General features: G+C 66.6%; 25 protein-coding genes. All 25 read right to left on the reverse strand.

Features of this window, described 5'->3' with window-relative positions; genetic code table 11:
* Positions 1-5: 5 nt before the first annotated feature.
* The 25 genes from flgK to ESB00_RS14720 all read right to left on the reverse strand — a co-directional run bounded on the left by flgK (position 6) and on the right by ESB00_RS14720 (position 20,443).
* Positions 6-1,400 (reverse strand): flagellar hook-associated protein FlgK, encoded by a 1,395-nt coding sequence (gene flgK, locus ESB00_RS14600; protein WP_129048530.1) that lies wholly within the window; start codon positions 1,398-1,400, stop codon positions 6-8.
* A 98-nt stretch (positions 1,401-1,498) separates the two neighbouring features.
* The gene (locus ESB00_RS14605) at positions 1,499-1,999 is read right to left on the reverse strand and encodes a flagellar protein FlgN (RefSeq protein ID WP_129048531.1); all 501 of its coding nucleotides are present in this window, start codon (positions 1,997-1,999) and stop codon (positions 1,499-1,501) included.
* Positions 1,996-2,319: a flagellar biosynthesis protein FlgJ gene (locus ESB00_RS14610; RefSeq protein WP_129048532.1), complete on the reverse strand. Its 324-nt coding sequence runs from the start codon at positions 2,317-2,319 to the stop codon at positions 1,996-1,998. The genes ESB00_RS14605 and ESB00_RS14610 overlap by 4 nt, the downstream gene beginning before the upstream one ends.
* A 3-nt stretch (positions 2,320-2,322) precedes the next feature.
* Positions 2,323-3,420, reverse strand: coding sequence for a flagellar basal body P-ring protein FlgI (locus ESB00_RS14615; RefSeq protein ID WP_246026496.1), 1,098 nt, complete (start codon positions 3,418-3,420; stop codon positions 2,323-2,325).
* Positions 3,421-3,443: 23 nt separating this feature from the next.
* Complete coding sequence (locus tag ESB00_RS14620; protein ID WP_129048534.1) at positions 3,444-4,073, reverse strand: flagellar basal body L-ring protein FlgH; 630 nt, start codon at positions 4,071-4,073, stop codon at positions 3,444-3,446.
* Positions 4,045-4,752 (reverse strand): flagellar basal body P-ring formation chaperone FlgA, encoded by a 708-nt coding sequence (gene flgA, locus ESB00_RS14625; protein ID WP_129048535.1) that lies wholly within the window; start codon positions 4,750-4,752, stop codon positions 4,045-4,047. The genes ESB00_RS14620 and flgA overlap by 29 nt, the downstream gene beginning before the upstream one ends.
* Positions 4,753-4,757: 5 nt before the next feature.
* On the reverse strand, positions 4,758-5,540 hold the full coding sequence (flgG, locus tag ESB00_RS14630; RefSeq protein ID WP_129048536.1) for a flagellar basal-body rod protein FlgG: 783 nt from the start codon (positions 5,538-5,540) through the stop codon (positions 4,758-4,760).
* 231 nt (positions 5,541-5,771) lie between these two features.
* Positions 5,772-6,521, reverse strand: coding sequence for a flagellar hook-basal body protein (locus tag ESB00_RS14635; protein ID WP_129048537.1), 750 nt, complete (start codon positions 6,519-6,521; stop codon positions 5,772-5,774).
* A 295-nt stretch (positions 6,522-6,816) separates the two neighbouring features.
* Positions 6,817-7,035: a hypothetical protein gene (locus ESB00_RS14640; protein ID WP_129048538.1), complete on the reverse strand. Its 219-nt coding sequence runs from the start codon at positions 7,033-7,035 to the stop codon at positions 6,817-6,819.
* Between the two features lie 2 nt (positions 7,036-7,037).
* Entirely contained in the window at positions 7,038-7,844 is an 807-nt protein-coding gene (locus ESB00_RS14645; protein WP_129048539.1) for a flagellar motor protein MotB, read from the reverse strand.
* A gap of 103 nt (positions 7,845-7,947) precedes the next feature.
* Positions 7,948-8,811 (reverse strand): motility-associated protein, encoded by an 864-nt coding sequence (locus tag ESB00_RS14650; protein WP_129048540.1) that lies wholly within the window; start codon positions 8,809-8,811, stop codon positions 7,948-7,950.
* Between the two features lie 158 nt (positions 8,812-8,969).
* Positions 8,970-9,776, reverse strand: a complete 807-nt coding sequence (locus ESB00_RS14655) for a sigma-70 family RNA polymerase sigma factor (RefSeq protein WP_129048541.1) — start codon at positions 9,774-9,776, stop codon at positions 8,970-8,972.
* A 36-nt stretch (positions 9,777-9,812) separates the two neighbouring features.
* Positions 9,813-10,055 carry a hypothetical protein gene (locus tag ESB00_RS14660; protein WP_129048542.1) on the reverse strand — a complete coding sequence of 81 codons (243 nt, stop codon included), beginning with the start codon at positions 10,053-10,055 and terminating at the stop codon, positions 9,813-9,815.
* Positions 10,052-11,167 carry a hypothetical protein gene (locus ESB00_RS14665; RefSeq protein ID WP_129048543.1) on the reverse strand — a complete coding sequence of 372 codons (1,116 nt, stop codon included), beginning with the start codon at positions 11,165-11,167 and terminating at the stop codon, positions 10,052-10,054. The genes ESB00_RS14660 and ESB00_RS14665 overlap by 4 nt, the downstream gene beginning before the upstream one ends.
* Positions 11,168-11,199: 32 nt before the next feature.
* Positions 11,200-13,359 (reverse strand): flagellar biosynthesis protein FlhA, encoded by a 2,160-nt coding sequence (flhA, locus tag ESB00_RS14670; RefSeq protein ID WP_129048544.1) that lies wholly within the window; start codon positions 13,357-13,359, stop codon positions 11,200-11,202.
* A gap of 130 nt (positions 13,360-13,489) precedes the next feature.
* The gene (locus ESB00_RS14675; RefSeq protein WP_129048545.1) at positions 13,490-14,593 is read right to left on the reverse strand and encodes an EscU/YscU/HrcU family type III secretion system export apparatus switch protein; all 1,104 of its coding nucleotides are present in this window, start codon (positions 14,591-14,593) and stop codon (positions 13,490-13,492) included.
* Between the two features lie 383 nt (positions 14,594-14,976).
* Complete coding sequence (locus ESB00_RS14680; RefSeq protein WP_129048546.1) at positions 14,977-15,729, reverse strand: flagellar biosynthetic protein FliR; 753 nt, start codon at positions 15,727-15,729, stop codon at positions 14,977-14,979.
* 37 nt (positions 15,730-15,766) lie between these two features.
* Entirely contained in the window at positions 15,767-16,036 is a 270-nt protein-coding gene (locus ESB00_RS14685; protein WP_129048547.1) for a flagellar biosynthetic protein FliQ, read from the reverse strand.
* Positions 16,037-16,043: 7 nt separating this feature from the next.
* Positions 16,044-16,844: a flagellar type III secretion system pore protein FliP gene (gene fliP / locus ESB00_RS14690; protein WP_129048548.1), complete on the reverse strand. Its 801-nt coding sequence runs from the start codon at positions 16,842-16,844 to the stop codon at positions 16,044-16,046.
* The gene (locus ESB00_RS14695; RefSeq protein WP_129048549.1) at positions 16,841-17,221 is read right to left on the reverse strand and encodes a flagellar biosynthetic protein FliO; all 381 of its coding nucleotides are present in this window, start codon (positions 17,219-17,221) and stop codon (positions 16,841-16,843) included. The genes fliP and ESB00_RS14695 overlap by 4 nt, the downstream gene beginning before the upstream one ends.
* Entirely contained in the window at positions 17,218-17,469 is a 252-nt protein-coding gene (gene fliN / locus ESB00_RS14700) for a flagellar motor switch protein FliN (protein ID WP_129048550.1), read from the reverse strand. The genes ESB00_RS14695 and fliN overlap by 4 nt, the downstream gene beginning before the upstream one ends.
* Positions 17,450-18,523 (reverse strand): flagellar motor switch protein FliM, encoded by a 1,074-nt coding sequence (locus ESB00_RS14705; RefSeq protein WP_129048551.1) that lies wholly within the window; start codon positions 18,521-18,523, stop codon positions 17,450-17,452. The genes fliN and ESB00_RS14705 overlap by 20 nt, the downstream gene beginning before the upstream one ends.
* A gap of 12 nt (positions 18,524-18,535) precedes the next feature.
* Complete coding sequence (locus ESB00_RS14710; RefSeq protein WP_129048552.1) at positions 18,536-19,138, reverse strand: flagellar basal body-associated FliL family protein; 603 nt, start codon at positions 19,136-19,138, stop codon at positions 18,536-18,538.
* A gap of 20 nt (positions 19,139-19,158) precedes the next feature.
* Positions 19,159-19,938, reverse strand: a complete 780-nt coding sequence (locus tag ESB00_RS14715; protein ID WP_129048553.1) for a flagellar hook-basal body complex protein — start codon at positions 19,936-19,938, stop codon at positions 19,159-19,161.
* A 34-nt stretch (positions 19,939-19,972) separates the two neighbouring features.
* A complete protein-coding gene (locus ESB00_RS14720; RefSeq protein ID WP_129048554.1) occupies positions 19,973-20,443 on the reverse strand; it encodes a flagellar hook capping FlgD N-terminal domain-containing protein in 471 nt (156 codons plus the stop codon).

Genomic DNA, 20,443 nt, shown 5'->3' on the forward strand with positions numbered 1-20,443 from the left:
GGGGATCAGCGACCGAGCTGGGTGACGATGGTTTCGAGCAGATCGTCCACGATGGAGAAGACGCGGGAGGAAGCCTGGAAGGCGCGCTGGAACTTCACGAGGTCGGCCATCTCCTCGTCGAGCGAAACACCGCTCACGGTGTCGCGCTGGTTGCGCACGAGCTGCTGGATCTTGTCCTGGTCCTCGGCGCGGGCGGTGGCGGTGGACAGGGCCTGCGCGAGGTCGCTCACGGAGCGGGAGTAGAACTGGCCGAGCGTGCCGTCGATGAGGTCGCCGGAGCCGGTCGAGAAGGAACGGGTGGCGAGCTGGGCAACCGCGATGGCGATCGAGTTGTCGCCGGCCGCGCCGCTGCTGCCGGTCACGAGCGTGGCGCCGGTCAGGCCGCTTTCCAGCGAGATGGTGGCGGCGGTGAGGCCCGCGGGGTCGAAGAAGTCGGCACCGGCCGTGCTGCTCGGGTTGTAGGCGGCGTTGACCGCGGTCACGAGCTGCTCCGCAAAAGTGTCGAGACTGTCCCGCAGGGTCTGCACGGCGCCGTCGCGCACGGCAAGGGCGCCGTGGATCGCGCCGGAACTCAGGGCGATGGCGGTGGCGGGCGAGCCGCCGGTGAGGCCGGTACCCGTGAAGGCCACGCTGCCGTTCACGGTCTCGCCGTTCAGGAGCACGATGTCGGCGTTGCCGGCGTCCTTGACGGAAAGGCTGATCTGGCCGTTGCCGAGATCGGTCACGTTTACCGGCAGAATGGCGGCGAGTTCCTCGAGGCGGGCCTGACGCTGGTCGCGCAGGTCCACGGCGACGCCCGGACGGTTGACCTCGAAGCGGCCGATCTGCGTGTTCAGCTCGGCGATCGTGCTGATCAGGCGGTTGACCTCGGAGACATCGGCGGTGATCTCGGTGCCGAGATCGGTCTGCACCTGGGCGAGCCGGGTGTCGGTCTCGCGCATGGTGTCGGTGAGGATGCGGGCCTGCTGGAGGAGGGCCTCGCGCGTGCCCATGTCGGTGGGCCGGGCGGCGAGACTCTGGAAGGCGTTGAAAAACTGGTCGAGCGAGGCGGCGAGGCCGCCCGTGGCGGTGCCGCTGGCGGAAATCGCCTGGCCGAGACCGGCCTGGGCGCGCTGAAGGGCCTGCTCCTGCGCCTCAAACGAACCGCTGAGACCAATCTCGCGGAGCAGCTGCCGGTCGAGGAGCTGGTCGCGCATCTGCTGGACCGCGAGCACCTCGAGGCCGAAGCTCTGCACGCCCTGCGCCGTCTCCACCGTGCCGCGGTCCCCGTAAAGCACGCGCTGGCGCGCGTAGTTCGGGTTGTTGACGTTGGCGAGGTTGCGTCCGCTGGTCTCGATGGCCCGGCTGTGCGCGTTGAGCGCCATCGTGGTCGAGTTGAGGGTGGTGAAGAGACCGGACATGGGATTTTGGATTTACGATTTAAGACTTACGATTGGGTGGAGTCGCGTGGGAGATGGCTGGTTGGTTCAATCGTAATTCGTAATTCTGACTTCGTAATTCAACCCGCGGCCTGGAGGGCGCCGGTGGTGCGGGCGGCGGTGGTGAGCGTGCGGCGGCCGGCGGCCGAATAGGTGTGCTGGAACGCATCCGGGCGCAGCGTGCGCATCAGCTCCTGCTGGGCCTCGACGGTGCGGGCGAGCAGCGTGTGGTTCTGGCGGGTGAGCCGGCGCACGCGGTGGATCAGGACGTTGACCTCGGCGATGAGCGCCTCAAGGAGCGGGCGGGCCTCCGCGGCGATGAAGGGCAGCAGCGAACGCAGCGTGGCGCGGGCGGGCTGCCCCTGGGAGAGGGCGAACTCGGCCACGATCTGCTCGCGGCGCTGGCGGTGCTCCGACATCGCGCGGGTGTGAGCCTCGATCTCGCCGCTGAGGCGCAGCACGCTCTCGGTGTCGCGGGTGAACAGGCTCTGCTGCTGCTGCTCGAAAAGGTTCAGGAGGCCGCCGAAGCCGGCGATCTCGGTGCGGAGGGATTCCGCGATGATGGTCCAGGGTTCGCTCATGAGGTTCCTTTCGGCGCCACGTCGGCGCGCGGAGTGAGTTGCTGCTGCAGCATGCCGGAGAGGCCGAGGCCGCCACCTTCGCTGAGCTTGTTGGCGATCACGTCGGTGAGCAGGTAGCCGTAAACGTTGCCCGAGGGGCCTTCGCCGGCGATCTTGCCGACGCTTTCCTGCAGCATCTGGCGGAGGATGATGGCCTCGAACTGGCCGGCGGCCGCGCGAACCTGGTCGGCCTGCGGCAGATTGCGGAGGGCCTGGGGCTTGCCGGCGACGGCGAGGCTCGCGGCGGCGGAAGCGGTGGCGTTGACGGGGGTGACGCTCATGGCTCAGTTGATGATCAGCTCGGCCTGGAGGGCGCCGGAGCGTTTGAGGGACTGGAAGATCGCCATCATGTCGCGGGTGGACACGCCGAGGGAATTGAGCGCGGCGGCAAGCCGCTCGATGCTCGGGGGATCGTTGAGGATGGTGAAGCCGCCCTTGCCCTCGTTGACCGCGGTCTGCGTGCTGGGCACGGCGACGGTCTGGCCGCCGGGCGCGAACGCGTTGGGCTGGCTGACGCCGACGTTGGAGGTGACGGTGATCGTCAGGGAGCCGTGGGCGATGGCGACCTGCGAGAGGCGGACGGTGGAGGTGGCCACAATGGTGCCGGTGCGCTCGTTGATCACGATGCGGGCGAGCGTGTCGGGCTGCACTTCGACGGTGCCGAGGTCGGCGAGGAAGGCGACATCGCGGCCACGATATTCCTCGGGCAGCGCGACCTTGATCGTGGCGGCATCGACGGCGTGGGCCGAACCGGCGTAACGGGCGTTGATGGCCTCGGCCATGCGGGCCGCGGAGGTGAAATCGGGATTGTGCAGCAGGAGGCGGAGGGTGTCGTCCTGCACGAAGGTCGCGACGATCTCACGCTCGACGATGGCGCCGTTGCTGATGCTGCCGACCGTCGGGTGATTCTTCTGCACGGTGGCGCCGCCGGCACCACCGGCACCGCCGAGGAAGCCGCCGATGGCGACCGGACCCTGGGCCACGGCATAGACGCGGCCGTCGGCACCGAGCAGCGGAGTCTGGAGGAGCACGCCGCCCTGGAGGCTCTTGGCGTCGCCCATGGCCGCGACGGTCACGTCGATGCGGGCACCGGGCTTGAGGAAGGCGCTGATGTCGGCCGTGAGCATGACGGCGGCCACGTTCTTGGCCTTGATGTCGGTGGATTCCACCGTGAGGCCGTGGCGCTGGAGAATGTTCGAAACCGCGCGCAGCGTGGAGGCGGCGTTGCTGTCGCCGTCGCCCGCGAGGCCGACCACGAGACCGTAGCCGACCAGCTGGTTGTCACGACCGCCCTCGACGAGGGTCAGATCCTTGACGCGCGAGGCGTGGACCGCGCCGGTCGAAAGGACCGCGAGGCAGAGAGCGAGCAGACGGGGCAACATCCGTGTCATGGCGTCGGTGTGGGTTAGAACGGGCGGAGCTTCTCGTAGAGCTTCGAGAGCCAGCCGCGCTTCTGGGCCTCGGTCAGGGTGCCCTCGCTGAGGAACTCGACGCGGGCATCGGCCACGTTGCTGGAGAGCACCGTGTTGGCGGCGGAGACATCGTGCGCGCGAACCACGCCGCGGAGGACCACATGCTGGGTCTCGCCGGAGAAGGTGACCATGCGGGCGCCCTCGATCACGAGGTTGCCGTTCGGCAGCACGTCGGTGACGAGCACGGCCGCGCGGGCGGTGAGGGTCTGGGAATTGTTCACCTGGCCGCCGCCGCTGTAGGAGGACTTGCCGCTGGCGCTGCTGGAAGGCAGCTCGCCCTTGTGGGTGAACCGGCCGGAAACGGCGGCGCTGTAGATGAACTGGCCGATCGCGTCCTCCAGGCTGGAGTCGCGGTTGGCGGACTTGGTCTGCGCGCTGCTGGCGGTGGCGGACTCGGCCACGACGACCGTGAGAATGTCGCCCACGCGGGAGGCGCGGCGGTCCGAGGTCATGCCGCGCTGCGATTCGGCCGGCCACAGCGAACCGGCCTGCGCGGCGAGCGCGCAGCCGAGGGCGGCGGAGAGGCAGAGGGCCTTAGAAGCGGACTTGGACACGGTTTTCATCGACGACAAAGGCGGTGAAGTCCTTGCGGGATTCGAGATTGCGGAGCGTGACGGCCTCACCCTGGGCGCCGCTCTGGAGCGCGAGCGCCTTCATGGTGATGGAGAGCGTGCCCTCGGCGGCGCTGACCTCGACCATGTCGCCCTTCTTGACGAGCGGACGGCGGGCGATGTCGCGCCAGGTGACGGTGCGGCCGGAGTTGACGGCGCGGGCAAAGATGAAGGTCTGGTCGCCAACGGCGGCCGGCAGGGCGTCGCGATCGCGGAACAGGTCCACGCGGCGGGCCTCGAGCAGGGCGGGGTCAAAGGTGGCGCCGTGCGTGAGGGGCTGGCGGGCGACCCAGGCATCGCGCCAGTGCGAGGCGCGGAGCGTGATGGTGGCCTCGGTGGCCGGGTTGCCGTCGGCGAGGATGCGGCAGCGCAGCAGCATGGCGGAGGCGGCGACGGAAGGATACTCGGTGATGATCACCTGCCAGTCGCGGGCGACGAGCTGCGGCGGCGTCCACACGCGGAGCAGTTCGAGCTGCAGGTCGCCCTCGAGGTTGAAATGCGCGGTGAGCTCGCGGGTGAGCGAGGAGACAAAGGCGTCCTGCGTGAGCGGACCGGCGACCGAGGCGGCGACGTCGGCGGACAACGGGCGGGCGGCGAGGAGCAGGAGGAAGAGGGGCAGCAGGCGGCGCATGGGGCTCAGCGTTTGAGGTTGGCGACGTTCTGGAGCATTTCGTCGGAGGCCTGGATGGACTTGGAATTCACCTCGTAGGCGCGCTGGGCGACGATGAGGTTCACCATCTCCTCGACGATGTTGACGTTGGAGGCCTCGACGTAGCCCTGGATGGTGCGGGCGAAGCCGTTTTCACCGGGGTTGCCGGCCTCGGGCGTGCCGGAGGCGGCGGTCTCCTCATACAGGTTGCCGCCGAGCGAGCGGAGGCCGGCGGGATTGGAGAAGCGGGTGAGCGTGAGACGGAAGGTCTGGCTGCCGGAGGCGGTCTGCACCGTGACGCTGCCATCCTCGGAGATGGCCACGTTGGTGGCGCCGGCGGGGACGGGCTGGAAGCCGCTGAGCACAGGCAGGCCGTCGATGGTCACGACCTGGCCCTGGGCGTTGAGCTTGAAGGAGCCGTCGCGGGTGTAGGCGAGCGTGCCATCGGGGCGCTGGACCTCGAAGAAGCCGTCGCCCTGGAGCGCGACGTCGAGATTCTCGCCGGTGCTGGTGAGCTGGCCCTGGGTGAAGACCTTGGAGGTGGCGGCGACGCGCGCGCCGTTGCCGACCTCGATGCCGGTGGGGATGATGTTGCCGCCGCCGGAGTCGGCGCCCGAGGCGCGGGGCTTCTGGTAGAGCAGATCCTGGAACTCGATCTTGCTGCGCTTGAAGCCGGGGGTGTTCACGTTCGCCAGGTTGTTGGCGATCGTGTTGAGGTTGAGCTGCTGGGCCTCCATGCCGGTGGCGGCGGAGTAGAGCGAGAGGTTCATGCGCGAGCGGGGTTGAAAACCATCCGCACCACGACTGGGGCCGGCCCGGCCCCATACCGGGCGCGGCCATGCAGTCGTGATTGCGGTTGTCTGTATGGGGAAGTGGCGAAAGACAGGGACGACAGGACCACGGACAACAGACCACGGACTTCGCCGGAGGCGGCGGTCGCGGTGTGGCAGTCTGTGTGGTTCGAGGTCATTGGGTCAGTGGTCGGTGCGGCGCAGCCGCGCTCAGCCGAGCGCCTGCAGGGCTTTTTCCATCTGCTGGTCGATGGTGGTGATCATCTTCTGGTTGGCCTCGTAGGCGCGGGAGATGAGCACGAGGTCCACCATTTCGCGAAGGGGCTGGACGTTGCTCTGCTCAAGGTAGCCTTGCATCAGCTCGGGCTCCTCGACCTCCTGCATGCCGGAACCCGGCGTGGCGAGGAACATGCCGCCGGAGGTGGGCATCAGCGCGGCGGTGTTGGCGAACTTCTGGATCGAGAGCTTGCCCAGCGACACGCTGCCCTGGAAGACCGTGCCGTCCTGGTTGACGACGATGTTGCCGCCGCCGGGCAGCAGCACGAAGGGGTCGCCGTTGGTGTTGAGCACCTCGAGACCGCTGGAGGTCACCAGGGTGCGGTCGGGGCGCAGGCGGAACTCGCCGCTGCGGGTGTAGGCCTTGCCGCCGTCGGGCGTCTGGATCTCGAAGAAGCCCTCGCCCTGGATGGCGATGTCGAGCTCGCGGCGCGTGGGCATGGTCTCGCCGGAGATGAAATTGATGCCGTTGGAAGTCTTGGGGAAGACAGCCGCCACACCGGCCCCCTCACCGTTCTTGCCCTGCCGGCCGGGGCGGACCTCGCCGGCGGTCTCGGTGCTGAATTGGATGGTGCGCTTCCGGTAACCGGTCGTCTGGGCCGAGGTGATGTTTTGGGAAACATTGTCCTGCCAACGCTCGAGAGCGGCGAGGGAGGCGGCACTTTGGTAGAGACCGATGTTCATGTTGCCGGCCCTTGAGCAACGCCGATGCCAAGGCCAGTACACCCCACCTTTATAGCTTCCCCTCCAGCGACTTAAAAATTTATCAGTTTCGAAGCCTCCGGCCCAATTTCAGCCCCTCCCCCGCCCCGGCAAAACTTGCCCGCCTGTCGTGAGCCCCCCTTCGCCCGCGTCAGGCATATCCCCCCAGCCGCTTACCCATGCCACACGCCCACTAGTCCGGACAGCACTGGACGGCAACCCCAGGTTAAGGCAAACCACCGGGATGGGGGCACCCCGGCTCCATGGATAGCCCGGCTCAGCCGCCGGCGGGATAGAGACACTCGACCTCGACCTTCTCGCCGCAGGCGCAGGTGACGATGATGCGGACGATCTTGTCGCCTTCCTTCACGACATCCACAACGGGACCCTCGGCGGCTGGGCGCACGGCGCCGTTGGCGGGGGCGGCCTTGTGCACGTGGGGCGGGCGCAGGGAGGAATCCTGGTGCGGACGACGGCCGGAAAGAAAGGGTTTCATGGTCAGGGAGTGAGGACGGCGACGGGCTTGGCGGCGGCCTCGCCGGGAGTGGTGAGCGGCTCGAGTTTTGCCCGGTTCTTGGAACTGAGCGCAAGGCTGAGCGTGATACGCTGGTTGGCCTCGGCGGCCGGATCTTCCTTGGGCAGGGGACGGGTGGCGGCGTAGCCCGTGACCCGCTCGATCAGCTCGGGCTCGACGGCGTAAAGCACGAGCTTGCGCCGGGCGGCGTTGGCGCGGTCGGAGGAAAGCTCCCAGTCGGTGTAGCCCTCGTCGGGCAACTTGAGCCCGGCCTTGGTGTGGCCGTCGATGGTCACGCGGAAATGATGCCGGTCGATGAGCCAGGCGAGGGACTGGATCATGTTGATGCCCCAGTCGGTGAACTCGGCGCTGTTTTCCTTGAAAAGCGGATTGGAGGAGCGGTCGAAGAGCGTGAGGCGCAGGCCGTCGGAAGTGACCTGGATATCAATCGGCTTCTGGTCGAGCGTCTGGTCAAGGTGCAGCAGGCGGTAGAAATCCGCGGCCACGGAGTTGAGGAAGCTGAGCTCGATCTGCTTGTTTTTGTCGGCGGCTTTGTCCTTGCCGCTGGAATCCTCGGAGCTGGAGCTGTTCTCGCTGCTCTGTTTGTTGAAAGGCATGACGCCGGAGTGGTCCTCCATCGGCGAGCTGAAGGGACTCTGGAAATACTTGGAGGTGGCGATCAGGATTTTTTTGTCCTGGGCGGAGATCCACAGCACGAGGAAAAGCGCCATCATCGCGGTCATGAAGTCCGCGAAAGCCACCTTCCATGCACCACCGCCGCCGGCTGCCATAATAAGAGTTTAAGTTGAAAGTTTAAGTTTAAGAGTGGTGCCGGGTGCCAAGGCGAAAGCTGGTCTCTTAAACTTCAACTTTTCGCTTCGACTGGCGCTGCGCCTATTTGCCGGTGCCGAGACCCTTGACGGCGGCCTCCAGCTCCTCGGCGCCGGGTTGGACGGCCGAGTCGAGGGAGCGACGGGCCACCTCAATCGCGGTGAGCGGGGCGAGGCCCTTGGCGAAGCCGGCGACCGCGTGCATGATGCAGTTGAAGCAGAGCATGTCGGAGGCGTTGTTGGAGCGGACCCGGCCGGCGATCGGGTTGACAAAACCGTAGGCGCAGAAAATGCCCAACATCGTGCCGGTGAGCGCAGCGGCGACCTTCTCGCCGACGACCTCGGGGCCCTCGGCGATGGCGGACATGGTGTTGATGATGCCGAGCACGGCGGCCACGATGCCGATGGCGGGGAGCGAGTCGCCGATCATCTGCATGGCATGCACGGGGTGCTCCATCTCGATCTCCTTGGCCTTCAGCTCGGCGGCCATGAGGTCCTCGAGCTGGTCGGGCTTGATCTTGCCGTCGATGACGGGCTTAAGGCCGTTGACGATGAACTTCCGGCGCTCCGGGTGATTGAGCACGCTGGGATAGCGTTTGAAAAGGGCGCTTTGCGTCGGGTCCATGACGTGCTCCTCGAGCGCGATGAGCCCGTTGCGGCGGCCGGTCATGAAAAGTTCATACAGCAGCTTCAGGATGTCGAAGAACTCGGCCTTGCCGGGGGTCTTGCCGAACATCGCCCCCTGCACCTTGTGGATGATCTCCTTGATGACATGCATCGGCGTCGCGATGATCAGCACGCCGGCGGCGATGCCCAGGATCACGATGAACTCCGAGAGATGCAGCAGCACCCCGGGGTGTCCTCCGGCATACATGAAACCGCCAATGGTGGCGGCAAAAACGACGGCTGCTCCGATGAGTATCAGCATGGCGGGGCCGCGCAACGCGGAGACGAGGGACCATGGACCAGGGACCACGGACCGATAAGGTATCCGGGATGAGGGTCAGCAATGGTCGGGTGGTTGATCATGGGATGTGTTCTTTGGTCTTTCGTCTCTGGTCTTTGGTCTGCGCGCCGGCGGGCCGCTCACTTGTTGCGGGCGCGCCCGAGGAAACCGCGCAGGCCCAGGATGGTCTGCGAGTGGATCTGGCAAATGCGGGATTCCGTCAGGCCAAAGACTTCGGCGATTTCGGCGAGACGCATGTTTTCAAAGTAATACATGGCGAGTATCTTCCGGGGTATATCGGGCAGATCGGCCATCCTTTGAGTGAGAAGTTTTAACAACTCCTCCTTCTCGAGGTTCTCGCGGCCGGTCACGTCGTTGTCGTCGGCCAGAAACTCGTGCAGCGAAGCGCCTTCCGAATCTTCGCCGGCGGCGTGCGAATCGAGGGCCACAAAGGTCACCGGACGCGATTCGTCGAGCCACTTGCGGTATTCGGCCTGGGAAACGCCCAATTCCTCGCAGATCTCGTCCTCGGTGGCCGTGCGGCCGATGCGCTGCTCGAGGTCGTTGATGGACTCCTTCATCTTGCGGGCGCGGGCGCGCGTGCGGCGCGGGCACCAGTCAAGGCGGCGGAGTTCGTCGAGCACGGCGCCGCGGATGCGGGTGGCCGCGTAGCCGGCGAAGGTGTTGCCCTGCTCCGGATTGTATTTGCGGACAGCGGCGATGAGGCCGGTGACGCCGACACTGTAGAGGTCGTCGGCATCGATGTGTGGCGGGAGGGTGAGCTTGATGCGGTCCACGACATTGCGGACCAACGGGAGGAAGCGCTCGATCAAATCCTTTTCATCGATGGCTCCGGAGGAAACGCCCTGATAGACACGCCAGGCGGCGCTCGCGGGCTTTGCATCCATGCCGCAGTCTTTTTCTTTGAGGACGGCAGCGGTTTTCATGATTCAGGTGTGGTTGTAGGTTGGGTTGCAGAAAGTTTACTTGGCCTTGGCGGCGGAGGCGGCCGCCTGGGCGGCGACCGCGGCACGCTGGCGGGCGACGACCGTGTCGCGGAGACCCGCGAGCACGATGGTCCAGAACCAGCGGAAAAGAACGGCGCCGGCCAGACAGCCGACGGCCGCGTCGAGAAACACTCGGTCGGGCGCATGATTGAGCGCCCAGCTCGTGACGAGGCCGACGAGGAAGCCCATGAGGCCGCCGCTGAGAAAAACGAATTTCATGCGGCATCCTCCCCGGAGTCATCAGAACCGTCGGCGGCAGATTCATCGCCCACGGGCAGGGTGCGGCGGGTGAGCGCCTCGAAGACCTCCTCGTCGCACTCACCGGTCAGCGAAGAGCCGGTGGAGAGGAAGAGCGGCTCGAGACCGCCGTCGATGAGGTAGTCCCAGAGGCGGCCCCACTGCGACAGTTCGTCGAGATGGGTGAAGACGACGTGCGTGGCGCCCAGCTCGCGACCGCGGGCGTAGCCGGCGCGGAGCGCGGCGTGGCCATAGGCGGCGTTGAGCACGAGCACGCGCTCGGTGATCTGCTCGCGGTCGAGAAAGGCCGCGAGCGGCGCGTTGGCCTCGGGATCGCGGAGCGAGAGCGCGGGCAGGTCGAAATAGACGAAGCCGCCGGGCGTGGCCGGACGGGTCGAGGCCGGGAAGTGGGCAACCGGCACGCCCAGCGCCTCGCAGAAGACGGGCAGCGGACCGCGCGACATCGGCTGGTCAAACTCGGCGGTCACGACGTGGCCGATCCGCGCGCGGCGCGAGACCTCGGCGCCGAGCCACTTGCAAAGCGCGGTGGTGCGGCCGGTGCCGGCGGGACCGAAAAAGGCCGCGCGGGTGAGCGGTGCCGCCTGCCGGCGGTTGCCCGCGACGCGCCGCAGGTAACGGCCGGTCTCGACCAGCGCACGGTGCAGCGGCATTTCCTGGAGCGAGGCCCAGACGGGAGATTTTTCCAGACGCACCATGATGGCCTCGGAGAAGCCGGAGCGGCGCAGCAGTGGCGCGAGTTCCGGGCGGGCGTTCGGGGAAAGCGAGGTGATGAGCCGGCGCGGCGACTGGACCACGGCGCGGGGCGCGGGCGCGGGTTCGGGAGCGACCGGGGAAGCGACTTCGTCGCTCGTCGCGAGCAGGCTCGCTCCCACCGGGGAGGCGGCCGCAACGGCCACCGGCGCATCCATCGCCGCGATGACCTCGATCTTGGGCGAGGCCCAGAGACCGCGGAGGCCCGTCGGCTCGACCGTGCGCACCGAAAGCACGCGGGCGTGTTCGCCGAGCCGCTCGCGAATAACCGAGGCGGCCTCGTGCGCGTTGTTGACGGTGAACTTGTAGCAGGGGGAAGACATCGGGGTTTCGATTTTTGATTCTCGAGTTTCGATCAGGCGGCCGCCTTAAGGGGCAGCTGCTGCAGGTGCGCGGGAAGGGTGACGATGCCGGCATTCTCGATCTCGGTGGCGGTCGGCAGCTCCTGGTAGGCGAGCACCGTGAGGCGCGGGAACGAGGGCTCGAGGAAGCGGCGCACCGGAAGCCGGTTCTCGGTCGAGACGACCAGCACGGCGGGCGAACCCGAGGCGGTGAGCTGGCCGGTCTTGCGGTTCAGCTCCTCGATGAGGTGGCGGCCGGTGGCCGGATCAAGGGCGAGCCCCACGTCGGTGGCGGAGCGATGGACCTTGGTGCCGAGGATCTGCTCGAAGCGCGGGTCGAGCGTGATGGCCCGCAGGGCGCCGGGCCGGCTCTCCAACTCCGGTACGAAGTAGAGCCCGAGGCGGCGGCGCACGAGTTCGCTGAGATCGTCGGGATTCTTGGAGAGAGACGCGAAGTCGGCGATGCCCTCGAGGATGACCGGGAGATTGATGATCGCGATGCCCTCGCGCAGGAGGTTCTGCAGCACGCGCTGGATGATGCCGAGGTTGACCAGGTCGGGCAGCAACTCGGCGATAAGCGCGGAGTGCGAGCCCTTCAGGTGGTCCACCAGCGCAGAGACATCCTGGCGGCCGATGAGCAGGTGGGCGTTGGCCTTGAGCGTCTCGGAGAGGTGCGTGATGAGGACCGAGGACGGGTCCACGACGGTGTAATTGTTCAGCTCGGCGGTCTTGCGCTCGCCCTCGTCGATCCAGGTGGCGTCGAGGTTGAAGACCGGCTCGCGCGTGGGCTGGCCACGGAGCTTGATGGTGCTGCCGGCGACGTTCATCGCGAGCAGGCGGCCGGGGAGAATGGTGCCGCGGGCGACGGGTTTGCCGCGGAGCAGGAAGCGGTAGTCGTTGGCCTCGAGCTCGAGGTTGTCGCGCACGGAGACCGGCGGCACGACGATGCCCTTCTCACGGGCCAGGGTCTTGCGGACGCCGGTGACGCGGGCGAGCAGGTCGCCGCCGTTGCGGGCCTCGGCGAGCGGGAGCAGGCCGTAGCCGATTTCGATCGAGAAGGTGTCCACTTCGGTGAGCTTGCGCACGTCCTCGGTGGGAGGAGCGATCGGAGCGGCGGGCGCGCCGGCTTCACCGGGTTTGCCGGTGGCGGACGCAGCGCCCTTGGCGCCGGGCTTGGCGGCCGAGGTCTCGGTAACCGCTTCCCCACCCTCGGTATCCTTGAAAGACCGGGCGGCGAACATGGCCAGGCCGGCGAGGCCCATGAAGGGAATCAGCGGCATGCCGGGCATGAGGCCGAAGACCGCCATGCAGCCGGCGGCGAGCTTCAGCGCGCGGGGATAGCGGGCGATCTGGCCGGCGACCTGGGCACCGATGTTGTTGTTGTCCGAAGCGCGGGTGACGAGGAGACCGGCGCCGATGGAGATGATGAGCGCGGGGATCTGCGAAACGAGGCCGTCACCGATGGAGAGGAGGGTGAACTTCTGCAGCGACTCGCCGAGTGACATGTCCATCTGCAGCACGCCGATGGCGAAACCGCCGAGCACGTTGACAAGGGTGATGAGGATGCCGGCGACGGCGTCGCCGCGCACGAACTTCGAGGCGCCGTCCATCGCGCCGTAGAAGTCGGCCTCTTTCTGCACCTTCAGGCGGCGGGCGGTGGCGGAAACCTCGTCGATGATGCCGGCGTTCAGTTCGGCATCGATGGCCATCTGTTTGCCGGGGAGGGCGTCGAGGGTGAAGCGTGCGCTCACCTCGGCGATGCGGCCGGCACCCTTCGTGATCACCACAAAGTTGATCAGCACGAGGATGATGAAGACCACGGCGCCGACGATGTAGTTGCCCTGGATGACGAAGTGGCCGAACGACTCGATGATCTCGCCGGCATAACCGGTGGAGAGAATCTGGCGGGTGGAGCTGATGTTCAGCGCGAGGCGGAAGAGGGTCAGGCCCAGCAGCATCACCGGGAAGCCGGAGAACTCGGGCGGGTCCTTCACATAGACGATGGCGAGCAGCACCAGCAGCGAGAGCCCGATGTTGAGGGCGAGCAGCACGTCGATGATGAACGGCGGCACCGGCAGCACCAGCAGGAGCACCGTGCCAAACAGGCCGACGGCGAACAGCAGGTCGGCGCGCTGCAGCAGGCGGGTGATGGAGTTGGAGCTGGAAACAGGCATCGGGGGGACGGGACTACAGACTACGGACCACGGGACCACTGACCTCAGCGAAGAGGCGGGCATGTGTGGCGGTTGTCTGATCGGCAGTCATGTAGTCTGTGGTCCGTGGTCTTGTGGTCTGCGGCGTGTATTACGCCGCGGTCTCCAACCGGCGGGTCTTGAGCTGGTGGAAGTAGAAGCGGTGCGTGCGGTAAACGACGGCCAGGATCTCGGCGACGGCCTGGTAGAGACCGGGCGGGATGGCCTCGCCAACCTCGCCCATGGCAAAGAGCAGGCGGGCAACCGGCTTGTTCTCGACCGTCGGCACGCCGTGCTGGGCGGCGAGGGCCTTGAGGCGCTGCGCAAAACGGTTCTCGCCCTTGGCGAGCACGATCGGGGCCTTGTCCACGCCGCGCTCATACTTGAGCACGACGGCAAAGTGCGTCGGGTTGGTGACGACGACGTCGGCCGTGGCGACGGAGTCGAGCATCTGCTTCTGGAGGAGGCGGCGGGCCATGCGGCGCATGGCGCCCTTCACGTGGCCGTCGCCTTCCTGGTTCTTGTGCTCATCCTTGACCTCCTGGCGGGTCATCATGAGGTCCTGGCCGGTCTTGTATTTTTCCCAGGCGTAGCTGAGCGCGGCGATGACACCCAGCGAGAGAAGCAGGCGGCTGAAGAAACTCAGCGCGGCGTTATTGAGGAAGGTGCCCAGGTAAGCGGCCTCGACCGGCGCGGAAAAGAGCGGGTCGCCCAGCAACGTGCGGGCACCGAGGAAGAGCGTGAAACCGATGGCGATGAGCTTGAGCAGGTCGAGGCCCGCGCGCACCAGCGTGGCCTTGGAGAAGATGCGGCCGAAACCGGCCACGGGGTTGAGCGACTCGAGCTTGAAGCCGATCGCCTTGGGCGAGGCGCGGAAACCGCTCTGGATGCCACCGACCAGCAACGCGGCGACCGCGCAGGCGAGCAACACCGGGAGCAGACCCTCGCCCACGGTGAGGAACACGTCGTGCAGGTAGCCGGGCACCGTGGCGAGTTCGACCGGGCTGCGGCCGAACGTGGAGAAAATGCCGACGGTATACTCGGCGACATGACGCGCCGTGCTGCTGGCCGTGAAACCCAGCACGCCCAGCGCGGCGGCGAGGCTGAACAGCACCGACATCTCCGGACTCTTCGCGAACTGGCCCTTGTCGGCCGCCTCATTCAGGCGTTTGCCTGTGGGCTGTTCGGTTTTTTGGTCTTGGTCGGTGTCGGACATCGGGAGTGTGCCTCAATTTAGCAACGCCGATGCCAAGGATTCCTCTCACGCCGCTAACCACTGGATGCCAACGATTAGAAATTTTAGTATCCGCCGGTCATTTTCCCGAATTCTTGAGCGAAAAATCGCGCGTTTTTTCCGGCAATTTTTGCCGGGAAGCCGCTTCCCGAGCGTGGCATGCGCAATCTGGGCGCTGCCCCGGGGCTAGAGCGTGGGCGAAAAAGTCTGGCTTGCGTGGACCAGCGCGCCTGGCCGCGCGGCATTTGCCTTGGAGCGCGACCAAGGTCGCTGGCCCACATGGAACTGAGCGAGCGTTATTCGAATCCGCTCTTCCCCTCCCTGCTGCTGCGCACTTTGCGACCGTCACGCGGGGACGGGTCTTCTTACCGCGCGACCAACTGCAGCATCTGCGTCGGGATTTCGCCGAATTCGACGAAAAGATACCGGGCGATCAGCGCGCCCGCCGTGGCCAGCAGGGCCAGGCCGAGAAAGGCGCGCACGGAAAAGCTGAGGATGAAGACATTCATGCGCGACACCGCGCGGCCCAACACCGAAAAGGCGAGCGTCACGAGAAAGTTGAGGGCAATGAACGGCGCGGCGATGCGCACGCCCAGTTCAATGACCCGCGACGTCGCGAGCGTCACCTGCTCCATGGCCCCCTGCCCCAGCACGGGCATGCCCGGCGCAGCGAACTCAAAGCTCCGCGCAAAGGCGGTGATCACGGTCAGGTGGGCGCCAAAGAGGAAAAACAACAACACGGCCAGGGCCATGACGAAAGCCGCCAGCGGCTCGGAGGCCACTTCCGGCGCCCCGAAACCGGGGGTGGCGGCCAGACCGATTTCGGAGGAAATCATGCGGGCCGCCATCTCGACCGCGGCAAAGGTCACCCGCACCATGAAACCCATGGCCAGTCCGAGCACGACCTCTCCGGCGGCGGCCAGCGCCAGGCCACTCAGGCTGGCGGGCATGCGGCCCTCGGGCACGATGCCGCTCACGAGAATTGTCAGGCAAAGGGCAATGGCCACCCGCACCATCGGCGGGATGCTGCGATCGTTACCCAACGACGGCAGCAACAGCACGATGCCGATGCCCCGCAGGAACACCATCAGGAAGGCGTAGAGGTAGCCGGCGGTCATGGCGGGACGTGGAACCGGGCGGGCCGCGCGGGCGGTCTCAGTGCGCGAGGCCCGGCATGCGGTTGATGACCGAGATGGCGAACTCCGTCAGCGACCGCAGCAGCCAAGGCGTGAGCAGCAGGGCGAGTCCGGCCAGGGCGATGAGTTTCGGAGCAAAGGTCAGCGTCGGCTCCTGCAGCGAAGTCACCGACTGGAGCAGGCTGGAAACCAGGCCCACGACCATGAGCGTGAGCAAGAACGGCGCCACAATGTAGAGCGCGAACATGACCGTGGTCTTGAACAGATCGATGGCGATTTCCGGATTCATGAAGGCGTCAGCTGAAGCTTTGCACGAGCGACTGCACGATCAGGCGCCAGCCGTCCACAAGGACGAACAGCAGCAGCTTGAAGGGCAGCGACACGACGTTGGGCGGCATCATCATCATGCCCAGCGCCATCAGCACGGAGGACACGAGGAAGTCGATGACGAGGAAGGGCAGAAACAGCAGGAAGCCCATCTGGAAGGCGGACTGGAGCTCGCTGAGCACAAAGGCGGGAATCACGACGCGCATCGGCAGGTCCTTGACCGGCGTCGGGCCGTAGCCGCCGAGCTGCAGGAAATACTCCAGGTTGCTGGTCCGTGTCTGCTTCAGCATGAAGTCGCGCAGCGGCGCGGCGCCCTTGTCAAAGGCCTCGGCCGAGGTGATCTGCTTGTTCATGAACGGCTGGACCGCCTCGGTGTTGATGCGGTCGAAGGTCGGCCCCATGATGAAGAAGGTCAGGAAAAGGGAGAGTCCGATGATGATCTGGTTCGACGGGGCGCTGGGCACACCGAGCGCGGTGCGCACGAAGCCCAGCACGATCACGATGCGCGTGAAGCTCGTCATCAGCAGCACCAGCGAGGGCGCCACCGACAGGAGCGTCATCATGAGCACCAGCTGCACGGCCACGCTCAGGTCGGCCGGACGGTCGGTGCCCTCGAGATTGATGTTCAGGCGCAGCGGGCTGTTTGCCGCGGTCGCGGCGGGGGCCGGGGCGGCCGGCGGGGTCGCAGTCGCCGCTTGCGCGAAAACATCCGTCGCCAGCAGCAGGCTGGCGACGAGCAGGAGCAGGAAAAGGCGGTAACGCGGCTTCATTTCCCCGGGGTCTCGGTGCCGTCCAAGGGCGTGAGCATCGCGATGCTGCCGGGGCAGACCCCGAGCAGAAACTTGCGTCCGTCGTAGTCGGCCACGACGAGATATTGGCGGGAGCCGAGCGAGCGGCTCTCCACGATATTCAGGCGCGCGGCCTGGCCGGAGACACCGGCGGCGCGGCGCTTCTGCCAGAGCCACCAGCCCGCGGCGGCGGCCACGGCGGCGGTGCCCAGCAGGAGAAAAGTGTTGGTGCGACCGGACTCCGTCGCCGAGGGCGCGCCGGCGGGCGCGGTACCGCGCGGGTAGATGACGTCGTCCTTCGACTGCGCCAGCAGCGGCAGGGCGAGGGCCAGGCCGAGAATGATCGTTGCCGCCCTCATGGCTGGCCGCTGCCGACCAACTCGGTGATCTTGATGCCGAAGTGGTCCTCGACCACGACGACCTCGCCGTAGGCGACGAGCTTGTCGTTGACGTAGAGACCGACGGGGTCGTTGGCCTGTTGCGTGAGCTGGACGACGGAGCCGGGCGACAGCTCAAGCACGTCGCGCATCGGCAGATGGCAGGAGCCAAGCTGCACGGTCACTTTGACCTTCACGTCGAGGACGATATCAAGGGTTTTTTCTTCCATGGGGAGAGGGGGCGGTGATGGGTTTGCTGTCGGCGTCGAGTTTGGCCGTGAGTTGCACGGCGACGCGGTCGGAATCGAGGCCGACGGTGCCGGCGAACTTGGGCACGCCGTTGAGCAGGACGTTGGTGCGGCGGATCTGGTCGGCCGGCATCTCGACCACGTCACCCACGCGCAGGCTGGTGATCTCGCGCAGGCTGACGGTGAAACCGTCCCATTCGGCGCGGACCGGCATGGTGATGTTGTCGTAGGACTCCTGCCAGGTGGCGCGCTTGGCGGCCGGCGCAGCGACGGTGGCGTCCTTCTGGCGGCGGGCCTGCATCTTCCGCACGAGCGGTTCGATCGTGTAATAGGGCACGCCGATCTGGATCTGCTCGGAGCAGTCGCCGAAGCTGGCCTCGAGCGTCATGGCCAGCACGACGGCGTCGCGGGGCGAGGTCTGGAGGAAGCGGCCGCTGTTCTCGTGGCCGACGATGAGCGGGGTGAGTTCCTGCTCGGCCTTCCACTGGTGGCACCACTCCTCAAGGATCATGAGCACGACATCGTCCATCAGGGCCACCTCGATCTCGGTGAGGTAGCGCTCGGACTTCACCGAGTGGCCGCGGCCGCCCAGGAGACGGTCGGCGATGGTGAGGGCAAGGCGGGGATTGATGTCGATGATGCTGACACCCGTGAGCGGCTCGGCCTTGAACAGGCAGATGTGCGTGGGGCTGGGCAGCGACTCGGTGAACTTGGCGTAATTGGCCGTGGTGAGCTTGGCCATCTTCAGGCCGAATTCCATGCGCAGGAACAACGACAGGCGCGCGCTCAGGTAACGGATGAAGTCCTCGTGCACGAGGCGCAGGCGGCGCAGCTCGAACTCCGAGAGAAAGGCCGGGTTGCGGAAGTCATAGGGCTCGACCTTGGGCGCGGGCGCGCCGGCCGCGGGGGGACGACCGTCCGCGCGGATGAGCATGCGCTTCGCCGGACCATCGGCGGCGACGCCCTGCGAAAGCAGTTTGTCGATCTCGGACTGGTCGAGAAAGTCGCTCGCGGCCTTGTTTTTGTCGTCTGCCATGGCGTGCCGGGCTTACTGGACCACGAAGTCGGAAAAATAGATCTGCTCGGCGACGCGGGAGCCGAGCGCCTGGTTGTAGGCGGCCACAAGCTTCTCGCGCAGGATGTTCTTCGCGCCGGGCTCCTCGAGGTCGGCGAGGCTGACCGAGGAAAGCACGCCGAGCGTGACATCGGTGAGCTTGGCCTTGTTCTCCTCGAAGGCGTCCTTGATCGTGTCGGGCTCGACGCCGGTGATGACGAAGCTGGTCTTGAGGTAGCGCGTGCCCATCGTGCCGGAAAGGTTCACGACGACGTTGGTGAACTCGTAGGTGTCGGTTCCGGCGGGCGCCTCCTTGCTGCCGTGGCCGCCGGAGGCTTTCTCCTTCTTGGCGGGCTTGGCCGGCTTGGCGGCGGGGGCCGGGTGCTCGCCGCTGTGAACGGCGGCGAGCCGGGCCTCGAGCTTGGGCAGCAGCACAAACTGGGCGACGGCCCAGCTGGCGGCGGGGGCCGCGATGACCGCGAGCGCCACCGGCAGCCAGGTCTTGATCGCGCCGCCCTTGGGGGCGGGCGCGGCCTCTTTCTCCGCGGCCGCCGGGGGCGTCGCGGGAGCTTCCTTGGCGTCTGCTTTGGCGGCCATGGCGCGAAATCAGTTCAGGGTTAGCTGCGCTTCAGGTTGACGATGTCCTCGAGCACGGAGTCGGAGACGGTCACAAGGCGGGAGGCCGCCTGGAAGCTGCGCTGGGTGGTGATGAGCTCGGCGAACTGCTCGGTGAGGTCCACGTTGGACTGCTCGAGCGCGCCGGACTGGATCTTGGTGCCCGCGACGGGGGCGGCCGGGACCGGCAGCGTGGCCGACACGGAGCCGAAGTCGAAAAGGTTGTTGGCCTGCTTGAGCAGCTTGGACTCGTCGTCCACGGTGATGACGCCGATCTGCTGGGAGGTGTCGTCGGGCGTGCCGTCGTTGTAGAAAGCGGTGATCGTGCCGTCGAGGCCGATGCTGATGTTGCTCACGGCGCTGAAATTCGGGACGACAATGGGGGCGTTGGAGGCGCTGAGCACGGCCTTGCCCTGGGCGTTCACGAGGGCGCCGGTGCTGTCGAAGTGGAAGGCGCCGTCGCGCGTGGCGAAGTCGTTGGCGCCGTCCTGCACGACGAAGTAGCCCTTGCCGGCGATGCCGAGGTCGGTGGCCTTGCCGGTGCTGGTGAGCGCGCCCTGCGAGTAGTGCGTGGCGATGTTGGCGAGCTGCACGCCGGAGCCGATCTGGGCGTTGCCGCTGGCGGTGCCGACCGTGTTGCTGAAGGTGTCCGAGAAGCTCGTGGACGAGCTCTTGTAGGCGGTCGTGTTGACGTTGGCGATGTTGCCGCCGATGACTTCAAGGCCCTTGCTGAAGGTGCGGAGAGCGCTGACGCCGGAGGTGAGGGTGCCGATGAGGGGCATGGTCGATTATGGGTTGGAGTTTGATTGGTGAGGATCAGGCCGCCGGAGGAAGGTCGGCCGTGGTGGACGGGTAAACGGGAGGCGTGTATTCCACGCGCTGGACGCTGGAGACCGGGTAACGGACGCCATCGATGACGAGCACCGGGCCGTCGGCCGTGCTCTCGACCGCCGAAACCTGGCCGGTGACCGGCAGGCCGTCGGCGTCCTCGACGGTGACGTTGCGGCCGAGCATGCCGCTGGCGGTGAGGGTCTGCTGGTCGGCGCGGAGGAGCGCCATCTCCTTCACCATCGAGCTGCTCTGGTCGAGGGCGGAGAACTGGGCCATCTGCGCGATGAAAGCGGTGTCTTCCATCGGCTTCATCGGGTCCTGGCTCTGGAACTGCACGGCGAGGAGCTTCATGAAGTCGTCGGAGCCGAGCGTCTTCTTGATCGAGCGCACGGTGTTTTCACCGTAGCCGAAGGTGGGGGTCTGGGCGGTGGAGGCGATGTTGGACACAGTGCTCAT

Origin of the sequence: Oleiharenicola lentus, assembly GCF_004118375.1 — a bacterium.
GTDB lineage: Bacteria > Verrucomicrobiota > Verrucomicrobiia > Opitutales > Opitutaceae > Lacunisphaera > Lacunisphaera lenta.

Excerpts from the sequence above, each read along its gene's own strand:
- flgK (WP_129048530.1), bottom strand. The coding sequence starts at position 1,400 with ATGTCCGGTCTCTTCACCACCCTCAACTCGACCACGATGGCGCTCAAC.
- ESB00_RS14605 (WP_129048531.1), bottom strand. The coding sequence starts at position 1,999 with ATGAGCGAACCCTGGACCATCATCGCGGAATCCCTCCGCACCGAGATC.
- ESB00_RS14610 (WP_129048532.1), bottom strand. The coding sequence starts at position 2,319 with ATGAGCGTCACCCCCGTCAACGCCACCGCTTCCGCCGCCGCGAGCCTC.
- ESB00_RS14615 (WP_246026496.1), bottom strand. The coding sequence starts at position 3,420 with ATGTTGCCCCGTCTGCTCGCTCTCTGCCTCGCGGTCCTTTCGACCGGC.
- ESB00_RS14620 (WP_129048534.1), bottom strand. The coding sequence starts at position 4,073 with ATGAAAACCGTGTCCAAGTCCGCTTCTAAGGCCCTCTGCCTCTCCGCC.
- flgA (WP_129048535.1), bottom strand. The coding sequence starts at position 4,752 with ATGCGCCGCCTGCTGCCCCTCTTCCTCCTGCTCCTCGCCGCCCGCCCG.
- flgG (WP_129048536.1), bottom strand. The coding sequence starts at position 5,540 with ATGAACCTCTCGCTCTACTCCGCCGCCACCGGCATGGAGGCCCAGCAG.
- ESB00_RS14635 (WP_129048537.1), bottom strand. The coding sequence starts at position 6,521 with ATGAACATCGGTCTCTACCAAAGTGCCGCCTCCCTCGCCGCTCTCGAG.
- ESB00_RS14640 (WP_129048538.1), bottom strand. The coding sequence starts at position 7,035 with ATGAAACCCTTTCTTTCCGGCCGTCGTCCGCACCAGGATTCCTCCCTG.
- ESB00_RS14645 (WP_129048539.1), bottom strand. The coding sequence starts at position 7,844 with ATGGCAGCCGGCGGCGGTGGTGCATGGAAGGTGGCTTTCGCGGACTTC.
- ESB00_RS14650 (WP_129048540.1), bottom strand. The coding sequence starts at position 8,811 with ATGCTGATACTCATCGGAGCAGCCGTCGTTTTTGCCGCCACCATTGGC.
- ESB00_RS14655 (WP_129048541.1), bottom strand. The coding sequence starts at position 9,776 with ATGAAAACCGCTGCCGTCCTCAAAGAAAAAGACTGCGGCATGGATGCA.
- ESB00_RS14660 (WP_129048542.1), bottom strand. The coding sequence starts at position 10,055 with ATGAAATTCGTTTTTCTCAGCGGCGGCCTCATGGGCTTCCTCGTCGGC.
- ESB00_RS14665 (WP_129048543.1), bottom strand. The coding sequence starts at position 11,167 with ATGTCTTCCCCCTGCTACAAGTTCACCGTCAACAACGCGCACGAGGCC.
- flhA (WP_129048544.1), bottom strand. The coding sequence starts at position 13,359 with ATGCCTGTTTCCAGCTCCAACTCCATCACCCGCCTGCTGCAGCGCGCC.
- ESB00_RS14675 (WP_129048545.1), bottom strand. The coding sequence starts at position 14,593 with ATGTCCGACACCGACCAAGACCAAAAAACCGAACAGCCCACAGGCAAA.
- ESB00_RS14680 (WP_129048546.1), bottom strand. The coding sequence starts at position 15,729 with ATGACCGCCGGCTACCTCTACGCCTTCCTGATGGTGTTCCTGCGGGGC.
- ESB00_RS14685 (WP_129048547.1), bottom strand. The coding sequence starts at position 16,036 with ATGAATCCGGAAATCGCCATCGATCTGTTCAAGACCACGGTCATGTTC.
- fliP (WP_129048548.1), bottom strand. The coding sequence starts at position 16,844 with ATGAAGCCGCGTTACCGCCTTTTCCTGCTCCTGCTCGTCGCCAGCCTG.
- ESB00_RS14695 (WP_129048549.1), bottom strand. The coding sequence starts at position 17,221 with ATGAGGGCGGCAACGATCATTCTCGGCCTGGCCCTCGCCCTGCCGCTG.
- fliN (WP_129048550.1), bottom strand. The coding sequence starts at position 17,469 with ATGGAAGAAAAAACCCTTGATATCGTCCTCGACGTGAAGGTCAAAGTG.
- ESB00_RS14705 (WP_129048551.1), bottom strand. The coding sequence starts at position 18,523 with ATGGCAGACGACAAAAACAAGGCCGCGAGCGACTTTCTCGACCAGTCC.
- ESB00_RS14710 (WP_129048552.1), bottom strand. The coding sequence starts at position 19,138 with ATGGCCGCCAAAGCAGACGCCAAGGAAGCTCCCGCGACGCCCCCGGCG.
- ESB00_RS14715 (WP_129048553.1), bottom strand. The coding sequence starts at position 19,938 with ATGCCCCTCATCGGCACCCTCACCTCCGGCGTCAGCGCTCTCCGCACC.
- ESB00_RS14720 (WP_129048554.1), bottom strand. The coding sequence starts at position 20,443 with ATGAGCACTGTGTCCAACATCGCCTCCACCGCCCAGACCCCCACCTTC.